At 52.7% G+C, this 23654-nt stretch carries 27 protein-coding genes and 1 other RNA gene; 12 read left to right on the top strand and 16 right to left on the bottom strand.

Features of this window, described 5'->3' with window-relative positions; translation table 11 throughout:
- Positions 1-136: 136 nt before the first annotated feature.
- Positions 137-1174, bottom strand: coding sequence for a heat-inducible transcriptional repressor HrcA (gene hrcA, locus ACMAY6_RS03645; protein WP_435214524.1), 1038 nt, complete (start codon positions 1172-1174; stop codon positions 137-139).
- Positions 1175-1300: 126 nt separating this feature from the next.
- Between hrcA and recN the strand changes: the two genes are divergently transcribed.
- The gene (gene recN / locus ACMAY6_RS03640) at positions 1301-2956 is read left to right on the top strand and encodes a DNA repair protein RecN (protein ID WP_435214523.1); all 1656 of its coding nucleotides are present in this window, start codon (positions 1301-1303) and stop codon (positions 2954-2956) included.
- Between the two features lie 8 nt (positions 2957-2964).
- On the opposite strand, the gene fur is transcribed toward recN, so the two are convergent.
- Complete coding sequence (fur, locus tag ACMAY6_RS03635; RefSeq protein WP_435214521.1) at positions 2965-3378, bottom strand: ferric iron uptake transcriptional regulator; 414 nt, start codon at positions 3376-3378, stop codon at positions 2965-2967.
- Positions 3379-3418: 40 nt separating this feature from the next.
- On the opposite strand from fur, the gene ACMAY6_RS03630 reads away from it, so the two are divergent.
- Positions 3419-3865, top strand: a complete 447-nt coding sequence (locus ACMAY6_RS03630; protein WP_435214519.1) for an outer membrane protein assembly factor BamE — start codon at positions 3419-3421, stop codon at positions 3863-3865.
- A gap of 3 nt (positions 3866-3868) precedes the next feature.
- On the opposite strand, the gene ACMAY6_RS03625 is transcribed toward ACMAY6_RS03630, so the two are convergent.
- The 3 genes from ACMAY6_RS03625 to ACMAY6_RS03615 are packed head-to-tail and all read right to left on the bottom strand — an operon-like array spanning position 3869 to position 5960.
- Entirely contained in the window at positions 3869-4180 is a 312-nt protein-coding gene (locus tag ACMAY6_RS03625; RefSeq protein ID WP_435214517.1) for an RnfH family protein, read from the bottom strand.
- The gene (locus tag ACMAY6_RS03620) at positions 4177-4620 is read right to left on the bottom strand and encodes a type II toxin-antitoxin system RatA family toxin (protein WP_435214515.1); all 444 of its coding nucleotides are present in this window, start codon (positions 4618-4620) and stop codon (positions 4177-4179) included. Before ACMAY6_RS03620 ends, ACMAY6_RS03625 begins: the two co-directional genes overlap by 4 nt.
- Positions 4621-4643: 23 nt before the next feature.
- A complete protein-coding gene (locus tag ACMAY6_RS03615) occupies positions 4644-5960 on the bottom strand; it encodes a hypothetical protein (RefSeq protein WP_435214513.1) in 1317 nt (438 codons plus the stop codon).
- A gap of 43 nt (positions 5961-6003) precedes the next feature.
- Here ACMAY6_RS03615 and smpB point away from each other — a divergent pair, with 43 nt between their 5' ends.
- On the top strand, positions 6004-6486 hold the full coding sequence (gene smpB / locus ACMAY6_RS03610; protein WP_040811313.1) for an SsrA-binding protein SmpB: 483 nt from the start codon (positions 6004-6006) through the stop codon (positions 6484-6486).
- Here the strand turns inward: smpB and ACMAY6_RS03605 are convergent.
- The 5 genes from ACMAY6_RS03605 to ACMAY6_RS03585 all read right to left on the bottom strand — a co-directional run bounded on the left by ACMAY6_RS03605 (position 6476) and on the right by ACMAY6_RS03585 (position 9473).
- Entirely contained in the window at positions 6476-7246 is a 771-nt protein-coding gene (locus ACMAY6_RS03605) for a sulfite exporter TauE/SafE family protein (protein ID WP_435214511.1), read from the bottom strand. The two genes, smpB and ACMAY6_RS03605, sit on opposite strands and share 11 nt — an antisense overlap.
- A 268-nt stretch (positions 7247-7514) precedes the next feature.
- Positions 7515-8018, bottom strand: coding sequence for a periplasmic heavy metal sensor (locus ACMAY6_RS03600; protein ID WP_435214509.1), 504 nt, complete (start codon positions 8016-8018; stop codon positions 7515-7517).
- Positions 8011-8499, bottom strand: a complete 489-nt coding sequence (locus ACMAY6_RS03595) for a hypothetical protein (RefSeq protein ID WP_435214507.1) — start codon at positions 8497-8499, stop codon at positions 8011-8013. Before ACMAY6_RS03595 ends, ACMAY6_RS03600 begins: the two co-directional genes overlap by 8 nt.
- Positions 8496-9017, bottom strand: coding sequence for a sigma-70 family RNA polymerase sigma factor (locus tag ACMAY6_RS03590; RefSeq protein ID WP_435214505.1), 522 nt, complete (start codon positions 9015-9017; stop codon positions 8496-8498). The genes ACMAY6_RS03595 and ACMAY6_RS03590 overlap by 4 nt, the downstream gene beginning before the upstream one ends.
- A 21-nt stretch (positions 9018-9038) precedes the next feature.
- Complete coding sequence (locus tag ACMAY6_RS03585) at positions 9039-9473, bottom strand: EF-hand domain-containing protein (RefSeq protein ID WP_435214503.1); 435 nt, start codon at positions 9471-9473, stop codon at positions 9039-9041.
- A 195-nt stretch (positions 9474-9668) separates the two neighbouring features.
- Here ACMAY6_RS03585 and ACMAY6_RS03580 point away from each other — a divergent pair, with 195 nt between their 5' ends.
- On the top strand, positions 9669-10370 hold the full coding sequence (locus tag ACMAY6_RS03580) for an esterase/lipase family protein (protein WP_435214501.1): 702 nt from the start codon (positions 9669-9671) through the stop codon (positions 10368-10370).
- An 11-nt stretch (positions 10371-10381) separates the two neighbouring features.
- Here the strand turns inward: ACMAY6_RS03580 and ACMAY6_RS03575 are convergent, their stop codons facing one another.
- Genes ACMAY6_RS03575 through ACMAY6_RS03565 form a run of 3 tightly spaced genes read right to left on the bottom strand, consistent with a single transcriptional unit; the run spans position 10382 to position 12778 of the window.
- A complete protein-coding gene (locus ACMAY6_RS03575; RefSeq protein WP_435214499.1) occupies positions 10382-11071 on the bottom strand; it encodes an enoyl-CoA hydratase/isomerase family protein in 690 nt (229 codons plus the stop codon).
- A complete protein-coding gene (locus ACMAY6_RS03570) occupies positions 11064-11567 on the bottom strand; it encodes an MOSC domain-containing protein (RefSeq protein WP_435215938.1) in 504 nt (167 codons plus the stop codon). Before ACMAY6_RS03570 ends, ACMAY6_RS03575 begins: the two co-directional genes overlap by 8 nt.
- Positions 11567-12778, bottom strand: coding sequence for a serine hydrolase domain-containing protein (locus ACMAY6_RS03565; protein WP_435214497.1), 1212 nt, complete (start codon positions 12776-12778; stop codon positions 11567-11569). The genes ACMAY6_RS03570 and ACMAY6_RS03565 overlap by 1 nt, the downstream gene beginning before the upstream one ends.
- A gap of 127 nt (positions 12779-12905) precedes the next feature.
- Between ACMAY6_RS03565 and ACMAY6_RS03560 the strand changes: the two genes are divergently transcribed.
- Positions 12906-13475: a hypothetical protein gene (locus ACMAY6_RS03560; protein ID WP_435216105.1), complete on the top strand. Its 570-nt coding sequence runs from the start codon at positions 12906-12908 to the stop codon at positions 13473-13475.
- Positions 13476-13598: 123 nt separating this feature from the next.
- Here the strand turns inward: ACMAY6_RS03560 and ACMAY6_RS03555 are convergent, their stop codons facing one another.
- On the bottom strand, positions 13599-14666 hold the full coding sequence (locus ACMAY6_RS03555; protein ID WP_435214495.1) for a threonine aldolase family protein: 1068 nt from the start codon (positions 14664-14666) through the stop codon (positions 13599-13601).
- A gap of 134 nt (positions 14667-14800) precedes the next feature.
- On the opposite strand from ACMAY6_RS03555, the gene ssrA reads away from it, so the two are divergent.
- Positions 14801-15191: a transfer-messenger RNA gene (ssrA, locus tag ACMAY6_RS03550) on the top strand.
- 307 nt (positions 15192-15498) lie between these two features.
- Here ssrA and ACMAY6_RS03545 read toward each other — a convergent pair.
- Positions 15499-16569 (bottom strand): phosphotransferase family protein, encoded by a 1071-nt coding sequence (locus ACMAY6_RS03545; protein WP_435214493.1) that lies wholly within the window; start codon positions 16567-16569, stop codon positions 15499-15501.
- A gap of 371 nt (positions 16570-16940) precedes the next feature.
- Here ACMAY6_RS03545 and ACMAY6_RS03540 point away from each other — a divergent pair, with 371 nt between their 5' ends.
- From ACMAY6_RS03540 to ACMAY6_RS03525, 4 genes are read left to right on the top strand one after another with little or no spacing between them, the layout of a single operon-like run.
- The gene (locus tag ACMAY6_RS03540; RefSeq protein WP_435214491.1) at positions 16941-17696 is read left to right on the top strand and encodes a thermostable hemolysin; all 756 of its coding nucleotides are present in this window, start codon (positions 16941-16943) and stop codon (positions 17694-17696) included.
- The gene (locus tag ACMAY6_RS03535; RefSeq protein ID WP_435214489.1) at positions 17693-19159 is read left to right on the top strand and encodes an AMP-binding protein; all 1467 of its coding nucleotides are present in this window, start codon (positions 17693-17695) and stop codon (positions 19157-19159) included. The genes ACMAY6_RS03540 and ACMAY6_RS03535 overlap by 4 nt, the downstream gene beginning before the upstream one ends.
- A 1-nt stretch (position 19160) precedes the next feature.
- Positions 19161-20006, top strand: coding sequence for a TauD/TfdA family dioxygenase (locus ACMAY6_RS03530; protein ID WP_435214488.1), 846 nt, complete (start codon positions 19161-19163; stop codon positions 20004-20006).
- Positions 20007-20029: 23 nt separating this feature from the next.
- Positions 20030-20836 (top strand): SDR family oxidoreductase, encoded by an 807-nt coding sequence (locus ACMAY6_RS03525; protein WP_435214486.1) that lies wholly within the window; start codon positions 20030-20032, stop codon positions 20834-20836.
- Here the strand turns inward: ACMAY6_RS03525 and ACMAY6_RS03520 are convergent.
- Positions 20802-21140 (bottom strand): phosphotransferase, encoded by a 339-nt coding sequence (locus ACMAY6_RS03520; RefSeq protein ID WP_435216101.1) that lies wholly within the window; start codon positions 21138-21140, stop codon positions 20802-20804. The genes ACMAY6_RS03525 and ACMAY6_RS03520 overlap by 35 nt on opposite strands.
- A gap of 250 nt (positions 21141-21390) precedes the next feature.
- Between ACMAY6_RS03520 and ACMAY6_RS03515 the strand changes: the two genes are divergently transcribed.
- Both ACMAY6_RS03515 and ACMAY6_RS03510 read left to right on the top strand, forming a co-directional pair.
- Positions 21391-22059, top strand: a complete 669-nt coding sequence (locus ACMAY6_RS03515) for a TetR family transcriptional regulator (RefSeq protein WP_435214485.1) — start codon at positions 21391-21393, stop codon at positions 22057-22059.
- A 74-nt stretch (positions 22060-22133) separates the two neighbouring features.
- Positions 22134-23594, top strand: a complete 1461-nt coding sequence (locus ACMAY6_RS03510; RefSeq protein ID WP_435214483.1) for a coniferyl aldehyde dehydrogenase — start codon at positions 22134-22136, stop codon at positions 23592-23594.
- The last annotated feature ends 60 nt before the right edge of the window (positions 23595-23654 follow it).

Here is a 23654-nt window from a genome sequence, read left to right as displayed (position 1 = left end):
CACGCCGCCATGAGGCCATTTATTGCTTGGACACAGTCCTGTAGGAAGATCGAGGCCCTAACTGATTTTGTCAGGCAGCGGCGGCTTAAAATCTACCGCAACGCGGTTCAGACCGGTGTAATTGTCACCCAATAAGTCAGGACCGTGAAAGCGCAGCACTGAGCATCCGCGCCGTGACATCAACCATCGGAATGACGCGTTCGTAAGCCATACGAGTCGGTCCAATCACGCCTAACACGCCTAATGTTCGGCTACCTTGAGCATAAGGCGCGGTAACCACAGAGTAATCACCAAAAACGTCGTAACCGGCTTCCTCACCAATAAAGATTTGTACGCCCTGGGCACGATACGAGCGCTCAAGTAACTCCAGTACGTCTCTTTTATGCTGAAAGGCATCAAAAAGCTCCCGCAGCTTATCCATATCCTCTGGATGGGCTTGTCCCAAGAGAAAGTTCTCTCCAGCTACGACGTAATCCTCACCGGGCTCACCGTCATCCAGCGCGCGGTTCGCCAAATCGAGTGCCGCAGCCATATATTCATCAATACGACTTCTCGCCTCAGCCATTTCTTGAACGAGCCGAGCCTTAACCTCCACCAAATCAGCACCAGCATACCGTTGGTTAATTAAATCAGCCGCCGCCTTCAACTGAGCCTCAGTGAGGGGTTGAGCCAACTCGATCACTCGGTTTTGTACCTCGCGCTCGTTGATCACCAAAATCACCAACACACGATTTTCTGACAACGGCAGGAACTCTACCTGTCTTAAGGCATTCACCTCGGTTCTCGGCACGGTAACAATGCCAGCCTGCGACGTCACCTGAGCTAGCAGTGAGGATGCCGTTTGCACCAAATCCTTTGCCGTACGGTTGGGGTTGAGTTCTTCACGCAGAGCAAGAACCGCGTTCTCTTCAATAGGCTGAACCTGTAGCAGCGTGTCTACAAAAAGCCGATAACCCCTTGCTGTAGGAATCCTCCCCGCCGAGGTGTGGGGAGAAGTCAGAAGTCCTCGGTCTTCCAGATCAGACATTATATTGCGGACGGTTGCTGGGCTGACCGATAGCGTGCTGTGAGCCTGCAGACTTTTAGAACCCACAGGCTGGCCATCGCGGATATGCATTTCGACTAAGGTCCGCAGCAAATCCGTCGCGCGGCCTGAGAGATCAGTAGTTGGCATAGCAAATGGCGTCGATAGTCATCCCTAATTAGTAACACAGCCGAGGTTCAGGACAAAGAACCGTCTTCGACCTTTCCTGATTGAGGCATGTTGCGCTATAAAAGAGGAAATAACTGGACGCCCTTTATGCTTAAGCAAATCACCATCCGCGATTATGCCGTTGTCGCCTCTCTCGACATGGATCTAGAGAGCGGCATGACAGTGATTACCGGAGAAACCGGAGCGGGCAAGTCCATAATGTTGGATGCTTTGGGGCTCTGTATTGGTGATCGGGCAGATGCGCGCACTGTAAGGCCAGGGGCAAAGCGCGCCGATATCACGGCGGTTTTTCAAATCGACGAGCTCCCCGCGGTAGGCAACTGGCTCCATGAGCGGGAACTCGACCTGCCGACCCAAGAATGCATTCTTCGACGCGTGGCGGGCGCCGACGGGCGCTCAAAAGCATTTATTAATGGCGCACCTGCAACCCTTGTGGATTGTGCGGCCGTTGGTGCGCTGCTCGTCGATATACACAGCCAGCATGCTCATCAGTCGCTCCTGCGCAGAGCGAGTCAGCGCGCCCTATTAGACGCCACAGCTGGCGCCACTGGTCTAGCGGCAGAGGTCGCTCAGGCTTCTGCGCAATGGCACACCCTTGCCACAGAGCTTGAACAAAAGACGGGACAATCTGCGGCTGATACGGCGCGATTCGATCTGCTCACTTATCAGGTCTCCGAGCTTGATACGCTGGATCTTGGTGCCGAGGAACTACAGAGCCTCGAGGCACAGCAAAAGCAGCTTCATAATGCTGACTTTTTAATCGACAGTGCCGGGCAAGCCCAAGAGCATTGTGAGCAGCAACTCGAGCAGCTTGTTCGCACCCGGCAGTTGGTCTCTGATGAGCGCCACGAGGGCGCAACTATGAATAATATCCGCGAAATGCTCGAGACCGCGGAAATTCAATTGCAAGAGGCACAAAGCGAGCTCATCCGGTACACCGATCAACTCGATCGTGATCCAGGACAACTACAATGGGTTACTGATCGCTTAGAACAGGTCTACGACCTGGCTAGAAAGCACCGTGTCATGCCAGAGGAGCTGACCCAGCGCCATGCCCAGCTTAAGGTTGAGCTTGAGACACTCAATGCAGGCCCTGATCAACTGAATCAACTGGAGAAAGACCTTGAAATTGCTCAGTCAACTTGGTCCAAGACCGCAAAAAAACTGACTGCAAAACGTAAAAAAGCCGCAAAACAGCTCATTGGGCACGTCTCAACCACACTGACCCGTCTCGCCATGGAGCGCTGTGATTTTCAGGTGGTGTTAACTCAACGCTCGGAGGACACACCCGATCCAGCCGGTGCGGAACAGGTCGAATTTCTGATCAGCACCAATCCGGGCAGTGCGCCAGGGTCGCTGGCCAAAATCGCCTCGGGTGGAGAGCTGTCTCGGATAAGTCTCGCCCTTCAAGTGGCTGCTGCAGAAAGTGCCACCGCCCCCACCATGATTTTCGATGAAGTCGACGTCGGTATAGGCGGCGGGGTCGCTGAGGTTGTCGGAGAGCTGCTTAATCAGCTCAGCCAACGGGTTCAGGTGCTATGCGTGACCCATTTGGCTCAAGTCGCTTGCAAGGGCCTAAACCACCTGCAGGTCAGTAAAACAGGGGACGCTGCAGCCGTTTTCACGGAGGTGAATAGGCTAGAGACAGAAGCCCGAGTCGAAGAAATTGCTCGTATGCAAGGCGGGCTAACTATCACTGAAAGCACCCGAGCTCATGCCCGAGAAATGCTTAACCTGCACTAACAGCCGTGTTAGCGCTGCTTGCGCACATAAAGCACCAACGAATGATCAATAATTTCGTAACCATTGGCCTCGGCTATTTCATGCTGTCGCGCTTCAATAACTTCGTCGAAAAACTCCACCACTTCATTACTTTCCACGTCGACCATATGGTCGTGGTGGTCATCAGAGGACAGCTCGAATACCGAGTGACCTGTTTCAAAATTGTGGCGTGTCACGAGCCCAGCGGTCTCAAACTGCGTCAGAACACGGTACACCGTTGCTAAGCCGACATCCTCACCGGTGTCGCGTAGGCGCTGATAAACATCTTCAGCACTCAGGTGCTCGGCGCTTTCAGAGGTAGAGTCAAGCATTTGTAAGATCTTGATACGAGGCAGGGTGACCTTAAGGCCCGCCTTGCGAAGCTCGAGGTTTTCACTGGGCATAATAATTTTCCGTGACCGTTGTGGGTGTTTACGGGGTATCATGCCCGACCAGATCGAAGCTTGGAACCAAAATCCGATGGCATTGCATCTTCGCAGCCCCCTAATACCGCTAACGCTGGCCTTGGTCCTACTCTCGGGCTGTAGCGGCAGCTTGAGTTTCCTCAGTGCCTACCGCATTAACGTTGAGCAAGGGAACATTGTCACCCCGGAGATGATCGAGCAACTTAAGCCGGGCATGACTCGCAGACAGGTGCGGTTTGTTATGGGAACACCTTTGATAGAGGACACCTTCAACACCGATCGTTGGGATTACCGTTACTTTTTACGTAACGGCAATAAGACCCTTAAGGAAAGCAAACTGTCAGTATTTTTTGAGGGTGACAACCTCGTTAATGTCACTGGCAGTGAAGTCCCCGACTGGGCGAGCACAACCGAACAGGCTCCGCAGAGTGACTCTGCTGACGGGGAAGCGCAAGAAGGGGCTTAAAGCCTAACCCTCCCCCTCAGCACGGCGCTCTTTCGCTTCAGCAGCCCGTCGCTTGCGCACTTCCTTTGGATCCACTTTTAGCGCACGGTAGATTTCAACCCGCTCGCCGGGGTTGAGTACCTGATCCCCTTTAATGGCCTTGCCGAAAATACCCAGCTTTGGACTGTCGGCCAAGCTCAGCTCATCGAACTCGCCCTCGATCCCAGACAGGGAAACCGCTTCGTGGGCCGTTGTCCCGCGGGGCACCGTTAGTGTTCGGATGAGCTGCCTTTCTGGCAGGGCATAAGCCACTTCGATCGCCATTGAATCTGTCACGGCGCAGAACCTCCCAATGAATTATGAGCCCGCTTAACCACAGCATCGACGAGATCGTGGGCCACACGATCAAACAACTTACCCGCCGCCACGTGAATTAAGCTGCTTTTGAGTCGAAAATCTAACAGCAGCGCCACCTTACAGGCCTCAGGCGCGAGTGATCTAAACGTCCAAACGCCGGAAAAACGCTCGAACGGCCCATCAATTAGTCGCAAATCAATTGTCTGAGCTCGCGTGAGGGTGTTCTGAGTCATAAAACTTTGTGTAATGCCTGCGCGTGACAGGGCCAAGCGGGCCGTAACCTTACCGCTGTCTTGTTCAATAATCTCGGCTCCCACGCATCCGGGTAAAAATTCTGGGTAACCCTCAATATCGGCCACCAAGTCAAAAATACTCTCGGCAGAAAAAGGCAAAAGCGCGCTGCGATCAATAGTGGTCATGTCGTGATCTTACCTCAGCACCTTCAACGTGGCGCTAAGAGTTGCCAAATTAGCACTAATACGAGCACCGTCGGTACAACAAAGCGCAGACACAACCACCAGACAATAAATAGCCAGCGAGGCTCTCTGAACAACTCAGCCCTAGCAAAGGGCCTCGGCATTCGCCAGGCAACAAATATGCTCAGCAGCAACAGGATCCCAACAATTGTCACATCAAGTAATAGCGGTAAAAACCCGATTTGCTGTCCAAAGTGTTCGAGCCCAAACACCCCCAGCCCTAGGCTAGCGCCTACAATGAGTGCGGCCAAATTGCGGTTCATACCGCCCTCCTGATGCAGAAGCATCACTGAGGGTTCGAGCAAGGCCAATAAAGCAGCAAAGGTAGCCAACGCTGCGAAGCCAAAAAAAACCGCTCCATAAACCTCACCCAAGGGCAAATTAGCAAAGGCATAAGGTACGGCCACAAAGACAAAAGCCAACCCCTCTGCGGGTAATACATTCGTTGCCCCCAACAAAGACAGCAACGCCACCGCAGTCGCCAGCATAAAGGCCACATCCAGTAGGGCTGCTGCGATAACCGCCCGCAATAAGGGCAGATTTTTGGGCGAACGCGCACCAAAAACACTTCCCACACCGAGCCCAGCCACCAAGGTTAGAACTCCGCTGAGCATGCCCATCATGGCTGCCTCCCAGCCAAAATTGGAGTAATTAACGCCAAATAACCAATCCCCCGCCGACTCAAGATCGCCGAATTCAATCCCGTACTGCAAAAGACTGAAAAGTGCGACTGCCATCGCGGGCAGGGCAATCCATCCAATTAATGCCATTGCTACCTGCGGCCCTAGGGCGGCTAAAAGTGTCACCAAACCCACGAGAGCAACGAGAATGGTCACATTGGGTATGTCAACGAGCTGCTTAAAATTTGTTGCCACCTCTGTGGCGCTCGCTGAGGCAAGGAGCCCTGAATTAAGAACAACAGCCCGATCAACCATCCAAGCAATCATAGGTAGGCAGTAAATAGCCAGCATGACACCCAACAGACACTGAATAACACCCAGGAGACTCCAGTGTGTGGAGCGACCCGACTGGTCACTGGCCCACCGCAAAGCACCCAGCGGCGATGCTCTGCCTTTACTACCCAGCATGACCTCTGCGGTTAGCAAAGGCACCGCGACGGTAAAAACCGTGACCACATAACTTAAGAAAAAAGGTGCGCCACCATGCTCACCCAGCAAATAAGGCATGCGCAGTACATTGCCCAGACCTATGGAACAGGCCGCGAGGGCAAACACCAAAGTCGTTTGGCCCTGCCAAGGTTGCGGAACATTATTATCTAACACGCAATATGATTCTCTAGGCCTGCGAACCCGTATAATGCACCCTATGGGCAAATCGAAAAAGAAAATACAGGACAATACTATCGCGCAGAATAAGCGCGCTCGCTTCGACTACCACTTGCTGGAGTCTTATGAGGCAGGGCTGTCTTTGGCCGGATGGGAAGTTAAATCCATGCGCGCGGGTCGGGTGCAGCTGACTGACTCCTATGTATTGATGAAAAATGGCGAGGCATTTTTGTTTGGCGCGCAGATATCGCCGCTGGAAACCGTGTCCTCACATTACGTCACCGATCCCACACGCACCCGAAAATTGCTGCTAAACAAACGGGAGCTGGCTCAAATTAATGCGGCGCTGTCTCAAAAGGGCCAAACTTGCGTCTGCACTGCGCTGTATTGGAAGGGCCACTTAGCCAAAGCAAAAATTTCGCTCGCGGCGGGTAAGAAGCAGCACGACAAGCGCGATACGGAAAAAGCCAAAGATTGGGACCGTCAAAAAGCGCGTATTGTTAGAGATAACGTCAAGCAGTAAACCCCATGGCGAACAACGCTTTCACCGTGATCGCCAAGCCAACGCCTAATGAGACCGCCAGCGCTACGGGTCGATAAGCTTGGCCGCCGATACGAAGAAACAACCAAGTCCCCAATCGATCGCCCACTAACATTGACGGCAGTGCGAGCATCAGCAGGCGAAATGGTGTCGTTGTTACCAAGCCTGACACCGTAAACGTGGTCAGCGAGATCAGGCTGGACATCATGAAAAAAGCCATCAGAAAGCCACGACTATTTGCAGGCTCTGGTATACACGCCATCGCATAAATAATGACGGGGGGGCCGGGTATGGCAAAGGCACCATTCATCAAACCCGACAAAGTGCCAGTGCCGGCCGCTATTCTGGGGCCGCCCACATGGGATTGAGGTTTATAACGACTCAGCACTAGGCATAAAAAAATAACGATGAGTCCAATCCATAACTGAAACTGCGCAAGCGACAATTGGGTGAGAAAGGTGACACCCACCCCGGTTCCCACAATAGAGCCGCCCACCATAGGTAGGCCATCACGTAATCCAAAACGCCCCCACCAAGCGCGATAAGTCACCAAGCTTGTCGACAATGTCAGCAGGGCAACAAGGACCACCGCATCGGTTGGCAATAAAAATAGCGACAAAAGAGGAACCGCCATGAGCGCAAAACCAAAACCGGTGAAAGCACGCATAGCGGCTGCACATAAAATACCCGAAGTCATCAAGGCCATTGCAACTGGGGATAACTGAGTTAAGAGTGTTTCCATTGCCTTAGTGTAGCGTCCACGGAAGATCGCTACGATGGAAAAACAACCCAAGACTTGCAGATGCCCTTAAAGCCACACCGACGGAAAACGTCAATTTACAGGGGCTGACTGACCCAAAGCATCTCTCTTCTTAATGGTTCGATGGATCTGCTCCCCGTGTCGTCGATTGAAACTAAGCAATGTCTATCTAGGCGATATCCTTAAAAGTGCTCTCCTCGTCCTAGTGAACCCGTCCAAGCATCACGCCCAGTGTTTTGCTGGTGGTCGATCATCCGGCCCCGTGCTCAGGAATTTGGGGTGGGCGAGGACGCTCGCCCTCAGGATGATTGCGCTTGCGATCGTGTCGACCAGCGCCCCCTGGTCCTGCTTGAAGAAGGGCATGAATAGCTCGGCGTCGCTGCTTGCTGGATAGCTGCGGTAAAACATCGAGTGCGATGGTGTGCAATTGCAACTGATATCGCCGGCTGACATCTCTCAGGGTGATGAGCGCTTGAGACAGCGCCGCTTCATCAAGTGGATCTGAACTGACAACGCGCTTCAATTCCATCTGACTCTGCCTAAACTCCCGGCGCACCGGGGCCACCTCCTGCATGCGACCACGCAAGGCCTCTCCCACACGCTCGCGAGTATCGGCATCCATATCACGCATTGCCCAAGCCATGGGCCCCAAGTGTCCGCCCTTTGCCCAGCGTGCTGCAAGGGCGCCCACACCCAGTAAATTGAGCGCTAGCGAGACCACTAGCACCCCTGCAATCCAATGTCGCTTAGCCATCGGCTTGAACCTCCTCAACAAGTGCAAAAACATACTGCTCTGAGGCGACCCATTCGTCCTCAGAAGGCACTGCAATCCCCAGACCCAAGCCGATGCCCACGGCTAACGACAGCCCAGCCACAGCAAAACTACGTCGCGCAGTTTGGGCCCCCGAAAAACATAACCAATCAATCAAGCGCTCCAATACAGCGCGGCTAGGCTCCACATCCAGATCTAACTTTGTCTGCTTTTTATCCGTTGGAGCAACGGACCTGTCTGTAAAACCTAAAATCGAGTCAACGGTTATCGGCAGTTGACTGGACTCCGAGGTCATTAGCTGGTCAAGCTTAGCCTCGACCGCGACACAGGCACGTAGCGCTGGATCATTTGCCAAAGCCAAATTCAAAGGCTCTCGCCATTCTGGAGGCCAACGATTAGGGTCAGCGCCATAGGCCATAATCAACGCCTTCGCACGCTCTTGAGTTAATCGTTCGGCAGTCATTGGGTTATCTCCAATCGTATTTTCATTGCGCTGCGGGCCCGAACCAGCAAAGACTCAACGGCACGCGTGCTGAGCCCCATGATGTTTGCGACCTCTCGGTTCGACAGATCCTGATAATAAGTCAGTGCCAAAGCACTGCGTTGCCGCTCGGGCAGTTGCAGCAGTGCCCGAGCAACAGGGTGCGTCTGTTCATCAGAATCTGTTGTGACTGTAGGGTCGGGAACATCAATGACATCTAGAGAGACCTCTCGGTGGCGCTTTCGATGCTGATCAATGGCCAAGTTATGAGCCATTTGATGCAGCCAGGTTGTGAGCCGGGCACGGGTTGCGTCAAATTCCCCAGCCTTTACCCACAGGCGCAGAAAAACCTCCTGTGTAATATCTTCAGCGTTGGCAGCGTTACCCGTCATACGCTGGGCATAGGCTGAAATAGGGGCAAGATGATGCGCCACCAAAGTGGCGTAGACGCCGCGGTCCCCGCTGGCCACTTGCCGCATTTGTTGCGCCTCAGTAGACACCGCCCCTACTCCATCAACTTTTCAGCTAGCGCGCCGATGTTTAGCAGGCCTTCGCGCAGCAGCCAGCTCGTCGGCATCAATATAACCATCATCGTTCCTATCGATACGACTAAAAGCCGCCATTGTTATTTCCTCTTCTGTGAGAAAATCATCGTCGTTCAGGTCTGCCAACTCGAAGCGTTCGATCGCTTGCTCAGAACGCTCATCAATCTGAGCCTGCATTTCCGAGCGACTTACATTGCCATCACCGTCTTTATCTGCAGTGGCAAGTCGATCTCGCCCGCGTCCTCTTGACGGTACCTCAAACTCACTGATAGATACTAAGTCATCGCCGTCCTTATCGAGTTGGTTAATCATACGCTGCGTTTTACTTGGCGGCTGCGCCGTTACAACTGTTGTAGAGAGCACGGCTATCGACGTAATCGCCAGAATCGGGACAAGCTTCGTAAATTTCATAGTTTGCTCCAGAGTAGTATCTCGGATGGGTGGTTTTTGGGTCGGTCTTTTATATCCAGACGCGGCCCCGTTACTGACTGATACGACTACGACTCGAAGATCCGTCGGAAACATTTCCTACAAAATTTGCTGACAGCAAATCTAGGAAGCCATGCCCCTCGTAGATTTAACAACGACAAAAATTGCGAGCCCACTATGGCAAACAACAGCCCAATGGCTATACCTCCATCTCATTTACTGAGGGAGCTCGCTACCTTTAAAAGCGTTGCGCGAATTGCTGTTGGTCGCCGTCGAGAACCGATGGCCATGGCCTCAGGTGAACCGGTAATGGCACTTCCCGGTTTTGGTTTCGGGGATGTCGCTATGACAGCACTGCGACGACAGCTCCGCAAAGCAGGGTTCACCGCCCTCAAGTGGGGACTCGGTACCAACACAGGTGACGTTCCAGCGCTTTTACTGCAACTCATAGACCAACTGGAGCGGGCCGCGTCGCTGCATGAACAGCCTCTTCGACTAGTAGGGTGGAGTCTGGGTGGATATCTCGCGAGGGAAGCTGCTAGAGAGCGACCCGATTTGGTGCAACAAGTGATTACACTGGGGAGCCCCATAAAGGGCGGTCCAAAATACACCGCGGCAGCCTCAGCTTACAAATTGTTGGGCTGGGATTTGGATGCCATTGAGGCCAAAGTCATAGAACGCGAGTCTGTTTCTTTACAGACCCCCGTTACCTACATTTGGAGCAAAGGTGATGGCGTCGTCGACTGGCGAGCCACTCAGGATACGGACGATGCCATGGCCACCAATATTGAAGTCGACTGTAGCCATATGGCCATGGTGATTGACCCTATGGTGAGCCATATTGTTTTAGCCCAGTTACGCCGATCCCTGATCAATTAAAGTCCGGTCAATCAGCGGGGCCAAATTTTTACCTGCTTGTAAGCATCATCGGGGGCGTCTGACATCATTAGGTCGACTAGATCTTGATGTATGCCGTATTTGAGGCCTGCGAGAAGCTCTCGTGGTTTACCTCGCATCGGAGCTGAAACTTGCAGGCCCAAGGCTTCTAGTTCTGAATCGTCACCCACGGCGTCAACCACACCCATAGAGCGCGCCTGCTCTCCTGTGAGTCGCCCCCCGGTCAGTAAGGTCTCGCGAATGGCATAGGCTGACATGCTAGCCTTCACCAACGCATTCATGCGCACGGTAAGCGTCATACCAATATCGATTTCCGGGAGGCAGAAAAAGCCGCGATCGCCGCGCATGACCGCATAATCTGACGCGAGCACTAGCATGGCACCCAGACCAAAGGCATGACCATTAACCAGCGATACTACCGGTACAGGGAAAGTGAGCAATCGTGCGGCCAGATGCATGGTACTGGTTACAAATTCGCTGAAAATATCGGGGTTTGCCATGAGGTACTCGAGGTCTAGTCCCTGTGAAAAGTTTTTACCCTCCCCGCGCATGAACACAGCCTCAATGGAGGGGTCTCCCTCCACAGCGTCGAGCTGCTTGTGTGTGGCGTCAAGCACCTCAGGATTGAACACCCCACTGCCCGAGAACTGGATGGTGTGAATGGCGTTTGATTCGTTACTCATGACTGGACTCCACTACAGTAATGGCGTCGCCAATTCGGATGGCTCCGCCTTCAATAATTTTAGCGCACAAGCCGCCATGCCCCAGCATGGCAGCGACACCCCCCTTACCCAGGGCCTCCTCCATACGCGCACAGGGATGGCACAGTTGGGTGGCCTCAAACACAGCCTCACCCACGCGAAAGCGCTGGCGTCGCAGAGCATTAAGGTTAATACCGGAAACCACCAAATTTCGCCGTAAGAGACCCGGTTCAATGGCTGCTAAACCGGTAAAGCGTTCGATTTGAGCGATAAACTCTTCAGATATTAGGGTGACTTGTCGGCCTGAACCCGGGGTCTTGCCCATGCGATGATCGCCTTCTAAGCCTAGGCCGGCACAGGCCTCTGCTTCACTTACAGCTTGTAGTGGCTCACGACGAAGAGGACGCACACCTATCCAGCGAACCGTGCCTGGCGCAAGGTCTTTAGCATAGCGATCTAACGGATTTCTGCGCTTGATCACTCTTGGCTCCTGAGCGCGTCAGTTACTGCCATCATTACCGCCTCAAGGTGTGCCGCATAAACGCTGCCGCTCGCGGCATCGGCATTACTGTGAACTGCGATCACCGCTCTTGTCTGAGGATCAATAAATATTTTCTGACCAAAAATGCCCGCGGCACTGAATCGCTCACCCGGATAGCGCCACCACATGTAGCCATACTCTTCAGAACCCTCTGAAGGAGCGGCGCTAGCGGCAACCCAACCCTCTGGCAGGACCCGGGAGCCGTCGGGCAATACGCCATCGTCCAAGACAAACTGCCCCAACCGTCCATAATCTCTTAAGGCCGCGCTAATACAGCAGCCCCCCGCCTCACCCCCGCTGGGGCCATCAGCCGGCCAAACAGCCTCAAATTCCATACCAAAGGGGCCCCAAATTTTCTGGTTAAGGTAGCCCGATGCATTGTTGCCAATGGCTGCGCGGAGTAATTCACCCGTGAGGTTGGCCTCGCCGGTGTTGTAGTTGAAATGGGTACCTGGCGGATGCGCTCTGGGCAGCTCCAAAAGATAGTCAGTCAGCGCCACCCCGCCAAGAATGCCCGCGAGGGCGACATCTGATTCGGGGTCGAAGTAATCCTCATTCCAAGCTACGCCCGAGGCCATTTGCAGCAGGTGCTTCACGGTGACTACATCGTAGGCACTGCCGCGTAGCCGAGGCAAATAGTCAGTAACGCTGTCGTCTAAGCTGGTGATGAAACCGTCGGCCAAGGCCGCGCCCACAAGCAACGACGTCACCGACTTGGTCACCGAGAACGAGATCCAGCGCGAATCGACCGAATGATCGCTCGCATAATGCTCCAATAACCGCGCACCGTCGCGAAGAACCAAAAAGCCCATCAGCGGCTGCTGCGTTAAAAACTCCTGCAGCGTGAAAGCCTCGCCATCGACCTCGTAAGCCACACTGCCAAGGTCAGTGGGAGATGCCGGCAAAGGATAGGGATTTCCCCCGGGGGTAATTTTGCGCACCGGCAGAAAATATTCGGGATTAGCAAAAACTACTCGCCGCTCAGCCGTGGGTAAGAACAACGGACTTTCGTCTAACTCGCCGGATTGGATGCGCTCAGTGATGCCCTGCACCGTCAGTGAAGATTCATCTGCATGTACGGGCGCGACATAAACTAAAAACGCGGCTAATAAGGTTGGCAACTTTGGAACAAATTGGGTAAACCGCATGGGAACTCCTTTCTCAATGCCGGTCAAATTGTAAGGGCGCCTACAGTAGGGCCCTTCGAACTGAAGCGCAAATTTCAACGAAGACGACCTCGGGTATACTTCAGCCATCCACCAAGGGAGAGCCCCCATGCACAATCGATTTAGCCTGATGCTAACCGCTTTTATGGCCACGGCCGTTATTCAATCCGCTGCAGCGACTGAAATCACCAGTGAGACCTTTCGCTGCCTCAATGATATGACGCCGGTCCGACATTTTTATGTCGATAATCTGCTGGGGAATGTTGCAGAAACTGTGGCTGTTGCCAACAGCGCCGACGGAGGCACCTACCCTGAGGGTGCGGTGGTGCAGCTGGTGCCCGCCGAGGCCATGGTGAAGCGCGAGGCAGGCTTTAACCCGGCGACCAACGACTGGGAATTTTTCGAATTAAATGTTTCCGCTGAGGGCACAACGATTGGCAAGCGCGGCTTTGCCGAAGTCGTCAATAGGTTCGGCGGCAACTGCTTTGCCTGCCACGTTCAAGCCGAGCCCCAGTGGGATCTCATCTGCGACAACAACCACGGGTGTGACCCAATTCCTTTATCCCGAGGGATGATAAGCGCCATTCAGAAAACCGATCCCCGTTGTGAACCCACAGAGCTGAGCGACGAAGACAAAGCCAATCTCAAAGCACTGCAAGCGGCAATGGCGGCAAACTAACCCGCCAATAGGGGTATCGATAAAACTTCATGTCAGCGGTCCAACGCGCTCACTCTGCTAGAGGATGCGTCGTTGGTAACTGCGGGCAATTTGGAGTTATGCGAACCCACCGAAAGATACTAATCAGACCGCCGACTGAGCAACGGCCAACAGGCGTTCGATATCTTCAGGGTCAGTTACAAAGCTGGTCACAAACCGCTTCATTCCCGGGACCATGGGCCACGGGTAGTACACAAAGCCTGCGGCTTCCAGCGCTTGGTCTATGGCTTCGGGCAACACCGGAAATACCTCGTTGGCCTCTGTAGGCCAAGGCAAAGTAACACCCGGCAGCTGCGATAACCCGCTTGCGAGACGCGTTGCGAGAGCGTTGGCGTGACGCGCGTTGTCTAACCACAAATCACCGGCCAAAAAGGCGTCAAATTGCGCCGCTAAAAATCGATGTTTAGACCACAGGTGCCCTGCCCGCTTACGTCGATAAGAAAAATCCTCACTGAACCGGTCATTAAAAAACACCACAGCCTCGGCAGCAATCGCACCATTTTTGGTCGCACCAAAAGTCAGAGCGTCGACACCAGCGCGCCACGTTAAATCGGCCGGAGAAGCACCTGAACCCACGACGGCATTGGAGAAACGCGCGCCATCCATGTGCAAACCTAAATTCAATTCCTTAGCCAGCTCACCATAAGCCGCAACCTCTGCCGGCTGAAGCACCGTCCCCTGCTCGGTGGCATTGGTCAAACTGATCGCCGTCGGTTTAACGTTGTGAACCCCATGCAGCTGAGCCAGCTCGACTTGTCCCCGAATAGCGTCGTGAGAGGGTTTTCCCAACTCACCCGGCACGCCAATCTGGCGGGCACCACCGGTGAAAAATTCAGGCGCCGTGTTTTCGTCGTTTATAATGTGAGCACCCTCGTGACACAGCACCGCCCCCCAGGGCGGGCACATGGAACTCAGGATTAGGGAGTTAGCCGCCGTACCCGTAGCAACCAGAAAGACCTCACAGTCGACCTCAAAAATCTCGCTGAAACGGTGATTCAAACTTTCAGTGAGGCTGTCTTCGCCGTAGGCCGACACTAATCCGCTCGACGCCGACGCCAGCGCGTCAAGAATCTTAGGATGCGCCCCCGCCTGATTATCAGACCCCATAAACGTGACTGCCGGGGGGCTGTTAGCTGTTTGCTCGTCTGACACTTACTTTCTCCTGTTACCCGTCAGAAATCTCGGGCTGCTACTTTATAACGTTTCCTGCGCTTTTAAGGCCGTTCATATTTTACAAGCTGTGGCATCACTGTGAGCCTCCATGATGCTATATACTCACGCTAACTGGGGGCGTTACGGATTCGACGACGGTAACGAAACCTGCGGTGCATGCCGTGATGGTAGCCAATCACGTAAATCCAAAGCTGCAAACTATTAGTTGCCAATGACGACAACTACGGTGCACAACTGGCTGCGTAAGTAGCCCTTTGTAACACCATCCAGGTGCTTCGGCCCTGGCGGTCTATAGTAAGGTGCCAGTACCGCGCTTGTGACTGTCATATAGAACTGGACCGCAGTCGGTTATGTCCCGGGATCGACTGTCAAACTTTACGGGGCTCGCGGCCAACGTCCTGACCGTTGGGCTGTTTGCCGTTAAATTAATTAACGGAAACTAAGCATGTAGAGCCAAAGGCAGAGTACTGGCGGACGCGGGTTCAACTCCCGCCGCCTCCACCAAATGAAAAAGGGGTGATCCGTAAGGGTCGCCCCTTTTGCATTTGAGGGATCTGGCAGAGAACTGAATCCGCGCCAATATGGCGCGGGTGGCCGAAGCGCAGCGGAGGTCTGTCGAGCGACAGCGAAGACACAACTCCCGCCGCCTCCACCAAAAACCGAAAAGGGTCGCCCGTCAGGGTGGCCTTTTTTGGTTTTAGCGGCTGTGACAGATGAACTCGCGCCCGTAGGGAAGGGTCGCCGCAGCAACGCGGAGACGCATTGATTTCGCTGAGCTCATATTGCCGATCGAATGGTTTATCGGGCTGCCTTACTCGGGCATTCCAGCCTGCAGCGCGAAGTTGTAAGCCGCATCTACGAGGGGCGCGACGCGGTCGCTCATGGATTTTGCGTGAGCCGAAGAAGCGGTTCCGTCAATCACGCGCTTCTTAATGCCCTGCGTAATGCCAGCCGCGCGGAAGAGGTTGTAAGCGAAATACCACTCCATTGGCGGCATGGGGTAACCAGTGCGCGCAACGTAGCGATCGACCGCCTCTTGCACCGACGGAATGCCGAGCTCCTCAAGGTTGAGACCAAGCAGGCCCGCGCGACCTTCAGCAGGTTGCAGCCAATTGAGCATGAGATATGAAAAGTCTGCAATTGGATCGCCAAGCGTTGACAGCTCCCAATCGAGTACAGCGATAATGCGTGGCTCAGTCTTGTGATAAATTACATTGTCGAGGCGATAATCGCCGTGAACAACAGAGCTTCCATGCTGTGGCGGAATGGTTTGAGGCAGCCATTCGATCAGCCGCTCCATGCTGGGCATATGCTCGGTTTCCGAGAGCTTGTATTGCTTGGACCAGCGCCCGATCTGGCGAGCGCAATAATCGGTCGGCTTGCCGTAGTCCCCAAGACCAATCTCATCGGGCTTGTTGAGGTGCATATCGGCTATGGTGTCGATCAGCGAATTGTAGATTGCCCGGCGCTCGTCAGGTTCCCTACCTGGGAGGGCGCCATTCCATAGTGACCGACCATCAGCCAGGCTCATAACCAAAAATTTGGAGCCCAGAACTGCAGAGTCTTCGCAGAGGCCATAGGTCTTGGGCACGGGAAAACCGGTTGGGTGTAAACCCGTCATCACTGCATATTCGCGGTCAACCGCGTGCGCCGATGGGAGCAATTTGCCAAACGGCTGACGGCGAAGAACGTAATTGGTGGACGGCGTCTCAATCTTATAGGTCGGATTCGATTGGCCACCTTTGAATTTGGTGTAGCTGATCGGGCCCCTAAACCCCTCTACATTGGCCTCAAACCAAGCGGTAAGGGCCTCCATATCGAGCCTGTCTGTGTCAGACACCTCTACGGTGCCGACCATTTCCTTGTCGAAATCGATTGCCATCTATTGTCCCCGAGTATCCTCTTGCGCTGCAGGGCGGGTGTCACCACCCACCCACACGTGATTAGCGCGTCGCTCCCATATCGCTGGAGCTAAGTTTACCAGCGTCATTTGAATTCTTTTAGACGCTGAGGCCCGAGATCGGGCATTCGAGCCCTACTTTATGGTCTCCCGTGCAAGGGTGTTGCTCTGCGTATCCGGAATGCGAATACTTCCCATAAGCATTTTTAATGATGAATAAGTATTTTCTTATAACTTTTTGAACTTTCGCTGAAGATATCGCTCAAAGTAGTAAGCCCATGAGCTTTCGTTCGCAGCTTCACGCCAAAACACTCCAGCTTTTACAACTTTGATCATCACCGGACCAGCAACAAATGAATTCAATCTCAATTACCGATACCGGCAAAAATCGGCCGGACGGGAACATACAGCAACTGACCATGGAGCCCACCCGCCTGAGCCTACCCCCTTCATCCGAGAACCCCGAATATCCTGCACCTCTAGGACAGTACAAAGTGCACACTCAGCTCCGATACCGAGACGGAGAGAAGTATTGGCAGATTCACGAGGTAACAAAGGACTCTGCATTGCGCCCGCAAACAGAAGCCATCATTCAGAAACAATATAGAACAATTCACAGTGCTGACATTTCCGAATTTTTGCCCAATCTTTTCACCATTAGTGACGAGTCCATCATGTGGGGCGCAGTTGGCCTTAAGTGTTTTGATCATCGAATCGGGCTCGTCGAGCAATACCTTGATGCCCCAGTTGAAACCGCCATCGGGCACTACACTGGCATCACACCGGAAAGATCGCGAGTGGTTGAAGTAGGCAATCTCGCCGCAGCGACATTACATGCTGCCATTAGATTAATTGCGTTTTTATGCCATGAGGCCCACTCCCGTGAATTCGAATACGCGATTTTTACTGGCATCAAATCCGTTCGAGTCGCCTTGCAACGACTTCACATAAATTATTTTGAAATGCAGCCTGCAGACCCGGTAAGGCTGCACACCGATAAAGAAAGTTGGGGAAGCTATTATGAAAATGACCCCAGAGTAATGGTCGTTAACGTTGCTGATGCGGCAGCGGCTATCGCCTTGATCTTCTGCATAGAGCGGGGGATATGATGCAGCGACTTTTAAATCGCATACGAGATGTCGCAGGGGCTGATGCAACCCGTCCAGCATTCACGGGACCCAGTCGAACGGTCAGCTACCAAGAGTTACTCTCACACGTGACAGAAATTTCCAGTGAACTCGAGGCATTAGGCGTTCGAAGACTAGGAATATACGCTGATAATTCCATCGATTGGGCGCTTATTGATATCGCTGCTACAGCCGCCAACATCGTAGTAGTCCCCATCCCACTATTTTTTTCCAAAGCTCAGATTCAACATCTATGCCACGTAAGCAACTTGGATACCGTCTTCTCCGATCAGCATTTTCCACTTCCATGGAGTATGAAGACTCCCGCAAAAGCGACTATCGGAAACTATATAAAATCGAGCCCCACCGCGACCCAGGAGGCGGGTATCGGGGCTAACCCACTGAGTTTTAATAAAATCACTTTCACCTCGGGAAGCACGGGCGCGCCCAAAGGAGCTTGTCTCACAACTGACACATTGCTCACAATCGCCAACAGTCTTGCCGCGGCACTAGCATCCACCAAGCTCGGCGCGCATTTGTGCCTGCTACCCTTCTCTACCTTGCTTGAAAACGTCGCTGGCATTTACTTGCCGCTCTGGATGGGAAGGACTGTCTATGTGGATTCCCCGGAGCAGTTGGGCCTTTTATCAAATCATCAATTCAACGCCGAAACATTTAGTCAGAAAATTCAAACAACTGCCGCAGAGAGCGTCATTCTACTGCCGCAGATGCTGAGGGACATCCTCGAATCTGATTCGATAACTTTACTAAGTTCACTCAAGTTTGTAGCCGTCGGGGGTGGGAAGGTTGCGCCAGAACTGCTGCACCGTGCGGATAAGCTGGGGTTGTCAGTATTTGAGGGCTATGGACTCACTGAATGCGGCTCTTGTGTTGCATTAAACACGCCAGAAGCAAACTGTATTGGAAGCGTAGGTAAGCCATTGCCTCATGCACAAGTGCGAATTGCCGATGATGGAGAAATCTGGGTAACCGGCGCCGCGATGCAAGGATACCTTTCAAACGAGAGCTTGTTGTCTGAAATTGCAACGGGCGATGCGGGTCACCTCGATGCAAATGGGTTTCTTCACGTGACCGGACGAATCAAAAACACGCTGGTTTCTAGCTTCGGTCGCAACATATCCCCTGAATGGGTAGAAGCCGAGCTTTTGTCGGTAAGAGAAATCGAACAAGCCATCGTTTTTGGTGAGGCTCAGCCGTCTTTGAGCGCTGTCTTGGTGATATCCAACGAAGTCAGCGACCCTCAGCTGAATCTAATGATCCAGGAAATGAATTCAAAACTGCCCGACTATGCACGAATCATGTCATGGGTAAGAACTGATCAACGATTCTCCACCGAAGACGGAACAATGACCGAAACTGGCAAACCGCGAAGAGAGACAATCGCCAAACGATACGAGACCGCATCTCGTCAGAGTGGGAGGTAGCGTGACAGCAACTTACCAACCGAAACCACCAAAAATAGACGCCGTGCTAGATCAGTTATCTGATCAGGGCTGGTTACTGCTTCGAGAGACAAATTTCACTGTCGAAACATTCGGTCAGTTCATTGCCAAGCTGTGTCCGCGAATGACATTTGATCCTGCTAGGGAATACATCTCAGAATCAGTCCAGTCGGTAGACGCAGGAACCAACCCCGTAGGACTGCACATAGAAAACGGCAATACGCCTTTACCTCCGGATATCGTTGCTTTTTTCAGTGTGAAAAGCGCCCCATCAGGTTCTCAAACAACCATTTGCGATGGCAGTACCGTGATGCGAAGACTCCCCACTGCGGTTAAGGATCGTCTTGCAGCTCCCTACACCATGACACGCTATTTACCAAAAGCAATTTGGCAAAGTTATATCGCTAAGGCGTGGGATCTTGAGGATCAAGAAAGAGTCACCGAATCCGATTTAGATACCTTCATAGCCAGTATTTCAGGACAGAGCTACAGTCAGAGAAACGATGGCGGTATTGACTACACACTAACGCTTCCCGCCTTAAGGCGTGACAATCTCTCTGGGCAATCCGCCTTTGCTAATGCATTACTGGGCCCTTCTTTTAATTACGAGCCACCCGTGTATCGAGACGCACGGGGTCAACCTATGGACGACCAACTGTTGGAAGAGCTTTCTGCGCAATGCGAAGCAGAAATCTCGGAAATCGCTTGGCGCGACGGGGACGTCGCCATTATTGATAACAAACGCTGCATGCATGGGCGTCGTGAGATCACCTCACCCCTCAGTGAACGACGTCTTGCAATCGCAATGGGATTTTTGAAAAACCATTAATTAGCTACGGGGATACTCTGAATATGAACCAACTCGCTGTAATAACGGGCGCAACTGGAGGTATCGGCGAAGCACTTGCCAGTGCATTGGCTAAAGAGGGATTCTCATTACTCTTAACGGGACGACGCGCTGATAAGCTACTCGATCTTCAGAAGACCCTTAGCTCTCAGTTCAGCATCAATGTGTACACGGCTGTCGCTGATCTGACGCAAACAGCAGACCGAACGGCCCTTGCCGAGTCAATCGTTACAAAGGCCGAGCCCTTGAAACTTCTTATCAACAATGCCGGTCTCAGCCAGTTTGGAATGTTCACCGAGTGCCAACCTGAAACTATCGAGGAGCTCATCCTAGCTAATGTGACGGCTCCCATTTGTCTGACTCAGGCAGTGCTGCAACATTTAGGTCCAGAGTCCAAAGGGTTAGACATCATTAACATAGGCTCGACCTTCGGCGTCATCGGTTACCCCGGGTTTACGGCGTACTCCGCCACTAAATTTGCATTGCGCGGTTTCTCTCAGGCGTTAGCAAGAGAATTAGGTGATACGAACATACGAGTTAGATATTTTGCCCCGCGGGCAACGCAAACGGCACTGAACTCCAGCGCTGTTAATGCACTTAATTCAGAAATGGGGACCACAGTGGACTCGCCGGAGATAGTGGCTGAGAAATTTTTAGCCTTTCTCAAAACTAATAAAATGATTGAACACATCGGGTGGCCTGAGCGCTTCTTCGTTTGGCTAAACAAACGCGCTCCGGGCACAGTAGGATCAGCACTTATAAAACAACTACCGATCATTAGGCGACACGCGCAGTGTGACACTCCCGACTGAGCTTGGACGGGCTGAATAGCGGAACCCTGTGGTAGTTGAGGTGCATATCGGCCATGGTGTCGATCAGCGAATTGTAAATTGCCCGGCGCTCGTCAGGTTCCCTACCGGGGAGGGCGCCATTCCATAGTGACCGACCATCAGCCAGGCTCATAACCAAGAATTTGGAGCCCAGAACTGCAGAGTCTTCGCAGAGGCCATAGGTCTTGGGCACGGGAAAACCGGTTGAGTGTAAACCCGTCATCACTGCATATTCGCGGTCAACCGCGTGCGCCGACGGGAGCAATTTGCCAATACAAAGACACATACAGGTTTTACATTTCCGCCGTTTGCAGTTCAATGCCTGAGATAGTGCCCCTCTCACGCCCTGCTCGCTGCTCGCGCCTGCCGGTGGGCCATAGACCTCCCCCTCCATCGCCGCAGCCCAGTCAAAGATCTCACCTACGGTTGTAATGACCGTCGGTCAGCTATATAGTTGACCGGTGGTCATTTAATGGTTTTGAAGCGCGTATCGAGGTTGGCACTGCAACCTCAGAAACCGCAGGGTAGAGACACTCATGAATTCAGTCGTTGCTATAAATCACAGGGCGCGAGGCAGCGAACAAAAAGCGCTGCGGCGTCAAGCCCTACTAGAAACGGCTGAAATGTATTTCAAAGAAGTTGGCTATGAGGCTTTCTCTATGGCTCAGCTCGCCAAGAAGTCTGGCGTTGCCAAAGGCACGCTCTACCTCTACTTCAACACCAGAGAAGAACTTTTTTTGACCCTTTATGAGCAAAGCTTGGTCCGGTGGAGCCAAATTTTTATCGGCTCCTTATCCAACACGATAACCAGCGAGGCATATGCCCAGTCGCTCTACAAAACAACTCAAGCCGATGGCGTGTTTTTACCTTTACTCATCAGACTCGAACATGTCATTGAGCACAACGTTGCCATTCCCAGGCTCATCGAATCGAAGCGCGTGTTCATACATCAAGTAGAGACCGTTGCAGAAATCACGTCCACAGCACTCGGCTTGAGCACAGCGCAAGCATTAGAGGTCGTCAAAACAATGGGGGTGCTCCTGATCGGGGCGACACAAACCGACCAAAGCCCAGCACTCGATAACGAAGACCTGCCTGCGGATGTGCAGCACCTAATTAACAGTTTTTCATCAGAACCAATCTTCATCAAAAACGCAGCTCGCATCATTGAAGGCATACGTGCAGAGGGCATTTCCGGCGTCTGATCAAATCAAAGTCGCCGGTAAATAAAAACGAATCACTCAATAGAAAACAGACAGATCAACCTCGGAGAAAAACCATGGGCGCAGCTGAACACCACAACGTCACCGGATTGGACACACAAGATCTAGACGCATTGATCAAACTGCAGCGAAGCAAATTCCGTGCTGAAGGTGAGGTCACCTATGCCACACGAATAGACCGCCTTAAGCGACTCAAAGCGCTGATCTTGGAAAACAAAGTGGAGTTCGCCAACACTACCAAACGCGAGTTTAACGGTGCACGGTCATACGAATTCAGTTTATTTTCAGAGTTCGGGTCGAAGGTGGAAGCCATCGACTATTCCATCAAGCACTTAAAAGCATGGATGAAGCCTGAAAAGCGAAAAACCAACAAACCCATGAATTTTCTGGGAGGGAAAGGCCAGGTCAGGCATTTTCCAAAAGGCGTTGTTGGCATCATTTCTCCCTGGAACCTTCCTTTCGGTTTAACCGTTGCACCTTTGACCAGCGCACTAGCGGCAGGTAACCGAGCATTATTGAAACCGTCGGAATTTGTTCCTGAAACAGCAGCCTTGTTTGCCGAGATTGTTCCCAAATATTTCTCAAAGGACGAGGTCGCAGTTGTTACTGGGGGGGCAGAAATTAGTCAGCAATTTGCGGAGCTGCCCTTCGACCACCTTCTCTTTACGGGATCGACACGAGTAGGCGCACAGATCATGCAAGCCGCGTCAAAAAATCTGGTGCCAGTTACGCTCGAGCTTGGCGGCAAGTCACCGGTCATTATTGGCCGTAGCGCAAATCTTGAGCTTGCAGGAACCCGCCTGACATTCAGTAAGTTTTTAAATGGCGGCCAGTTATGTCTGTCCCCCGACTACGTTCTTGTGCCACGGGAACTCGAAGAGCAGCTCGTTGCTCGGGTAATTCATGAGGCGCAGTCAATGTATCCAAACGTCACCGAGAATGAAGACTACGCGGGGGTGATCAACGAAAGACACTTCGCTAGATTGCAAAACTACATTGATGACGCAGTGGCCAAAGGGGCCAAGCTTACGATTGTTGGCGCCGACCAGACTCGGGCGTCAAAGGACAACCGCCGGATGCCTCTGCACATTTTACAAAACGTCAATGAAGACATGCTGGTGATGCATGAGGAAATCTTTGGTCCCATTCTTCCGGTTATGTCCTATGGCGACATCACAGAAGTTCCAGATCAGGTTGAGCCTCGCCGCAACCCCCTCGCCATGTACTATTTTGGCAAAGATAAAGGTGAGCAAGAGTACTTACTGAGTCACGTCCCCAGCGGCGGTGTTTGCATTAATGACATTACGCTGCACTACGTCCAAGAGGATCTGCCGTTCGGAGGTGTTGGTGCCTCGGGCATGGGTGCGTATCACGGCCCTGAAGGATTTAGGACCCTAAGCCACCCCCGGGCTATTTACAGTCAAACCATGATTGATGTCTTACCCATCATTGGTGCACGCCCGCCCTTCGGCGAAAAATTTCGTAAAAACATCAGCAAAATTCTTGGCGCAATCTAAATCACAGGCCGAAGTATTTAGTGAATGCAGCTCGGTTGAGGCAGCGCTTAAAGAGCATGA

Origin of the sequence: Luminiphilus sp. nBUS_16 (assembly GCF_051201645.1) — a bacterium.
Classification (GTDB): domain Bacteria; phylum Pseudomonadota; class Gammaproteobacteria; order Pseudomonadales; family Halieaceae; genus Luminiphilus.
Note: the sequence above shows the minus strand (reverse complement) of the source record. Positions and strands in the feature narration are given on the sequence as shown.

Excerpts from the sequence above, each read along its gene's own strand:
- hrcA (WP_435214524.1), bottom strand. The coding sequence starts at position 1,174 with ATGCCAACTACTGATCTCTCAGGCCGCGCGACGGATTTGCTGCGGACC.
- recN (WP_435214523.1), top strand. The coding sequence starts at position 1,301 with ATGCTTAAGCAAATCACCATCCGCGATTATGCCGTTGTCGCCTCTCTC.
- fur (WP_435214521.1), bottom strand. The coding sequence starts at position 3,378 with ATGCCCAGTGAAAACCTCGAGCTTCGCAAGGCGGGCCTTAAGGTCACC.
- ACMAY6_RS03630 (WP_435214519.1), top strand. The coding sequence starts at position 3,419 with ATGCCCGACCAGATCGAAGCTTGGAACCAAAATCCGATGGCATTGCAT.
- ACMAY6_RS03620 (WP_435214515.1), bottom strand. The coding sequence starts at position 4,620 with ATGACCACTATTGATCGCAGCGCGCTTTTGCCTTTTTCTGCCGAGAGT.
- smpB (WP_040811313.1), top strand. The coding sequence starts at position 6,004 with ATGGGCAAATCGAAAAAGAAAATACAGGACAATACTATCGCGCAGAAT.
- ACMAY6_RS03605 (WP_435214511.1), bottom strand. The coding sequence starts at position 7,246 with ATGGAAACACTCTTAACTCAGTTATCCCCAGTTGCAATGGCCTTGATG.
- ACMAY6_RS03600 (WP_435214509.1), bottom strand. The coding sequence starts at position 8,018 with ATGGCTAAGCGACATTGGATTGCAGGGGTGCTAGTGGTCTCGCTAGCG.
- ACMAY6_RS03595 (WP_435214507.1), bottom strand. The coding sequence starts at position 8,499 with ATGACTGCCGAACGATTAACTCAAGAGCGTGCGAAGGCGTTGATTATG.
- ACMAY6_RS03585 (WP_435214503.1), bottom strand. The coding sequence starts at position 9,473 with ATGAAATTTACGAAGCTTGTCCCGATTCTGGCGATTACGTCGATAGCC.
- ACMAY6_RS03580 (WP_435214501.1), top strand. The coding sequence starts at position 9,669 with ATGGCAAACAACAGCCCAATGGCTATACCTCCATCTCATTTACTGAGG.
- ACMAY6_RS03575 (WP_435214499.1), bottom strand. The coding sequence starts at position 11,071 with ATGAGTAACGAATCAAACGCCATTCACACCATCCAGTTCTCGGGCAGT.
- ACMAY6_RS03565 (WP_435214497.1), bottom strand. The coding sequence starts at position 12,778 with ATGCGGTTTACCCAATTTGTTCCAAAGTTGCCAACCTTATTAGCCGCG.
- ACMAY6_RS03560 (WP_435216105.1), top strand. The coding sequence starts at position 12,906 with ATGCACAATCGATTTAGCCTGATGCTAACCGCTTTTATGGCCACGGCC.
- ACMAY6_RS03545 (WP_435214493.1), bottom strand. The coding sequence starts at position 16,569 with ATGGCAATCGATTTCGACAAGGAAATGGTCGGCACCGTAGAGGTGTCT.
- ACMAY6_RS03540 (WP_435214491.1), top strand. The coding sequence starts at position 16,941 with ATGAATTCAATCTCAATTACCGATACCGGCAAAAATCGGCCGGACGGG.
- ACMAY6_RS03535 (WP_435214489.1), top strand. The coding sequence starts at position 17,693 with ATGATGCAGCGACTTTTAAATCGCATACGAGATGTCGCAGGGGCTGAT.
- ACMAY6_RS03525 (WP_435214486.1), top strand. The coding sequence starts at position 20,030 with ATGAACCAACTCGCTGTAATAACGGGCGCAACTGGAGGTATCGGCGAA.
- ACMAY6_RS03520 (WP_435216101.1), bottom strand. The coding sequence starts at position 21,140 with ATGTGTCTTTGTATTGGCAAATTGCTCCCGTCGGCGCACGCGGTTGAC.
- ACMAY6_RS03515 (WP_435214485.1), top strand. The coding sequence starts at position 21,391 with ATGAATTCAGTCGTTGCTATAAATCACAGGGCGCGAGGCAGCGAACAA.
- ACMAY6_RS03510 (WP_435214483.1), top strand. The coding sequence starts at position 22,134 with ATGGGCGCAGCTGAACACCACAACGTCACCGGATTGGACACACAAGAT.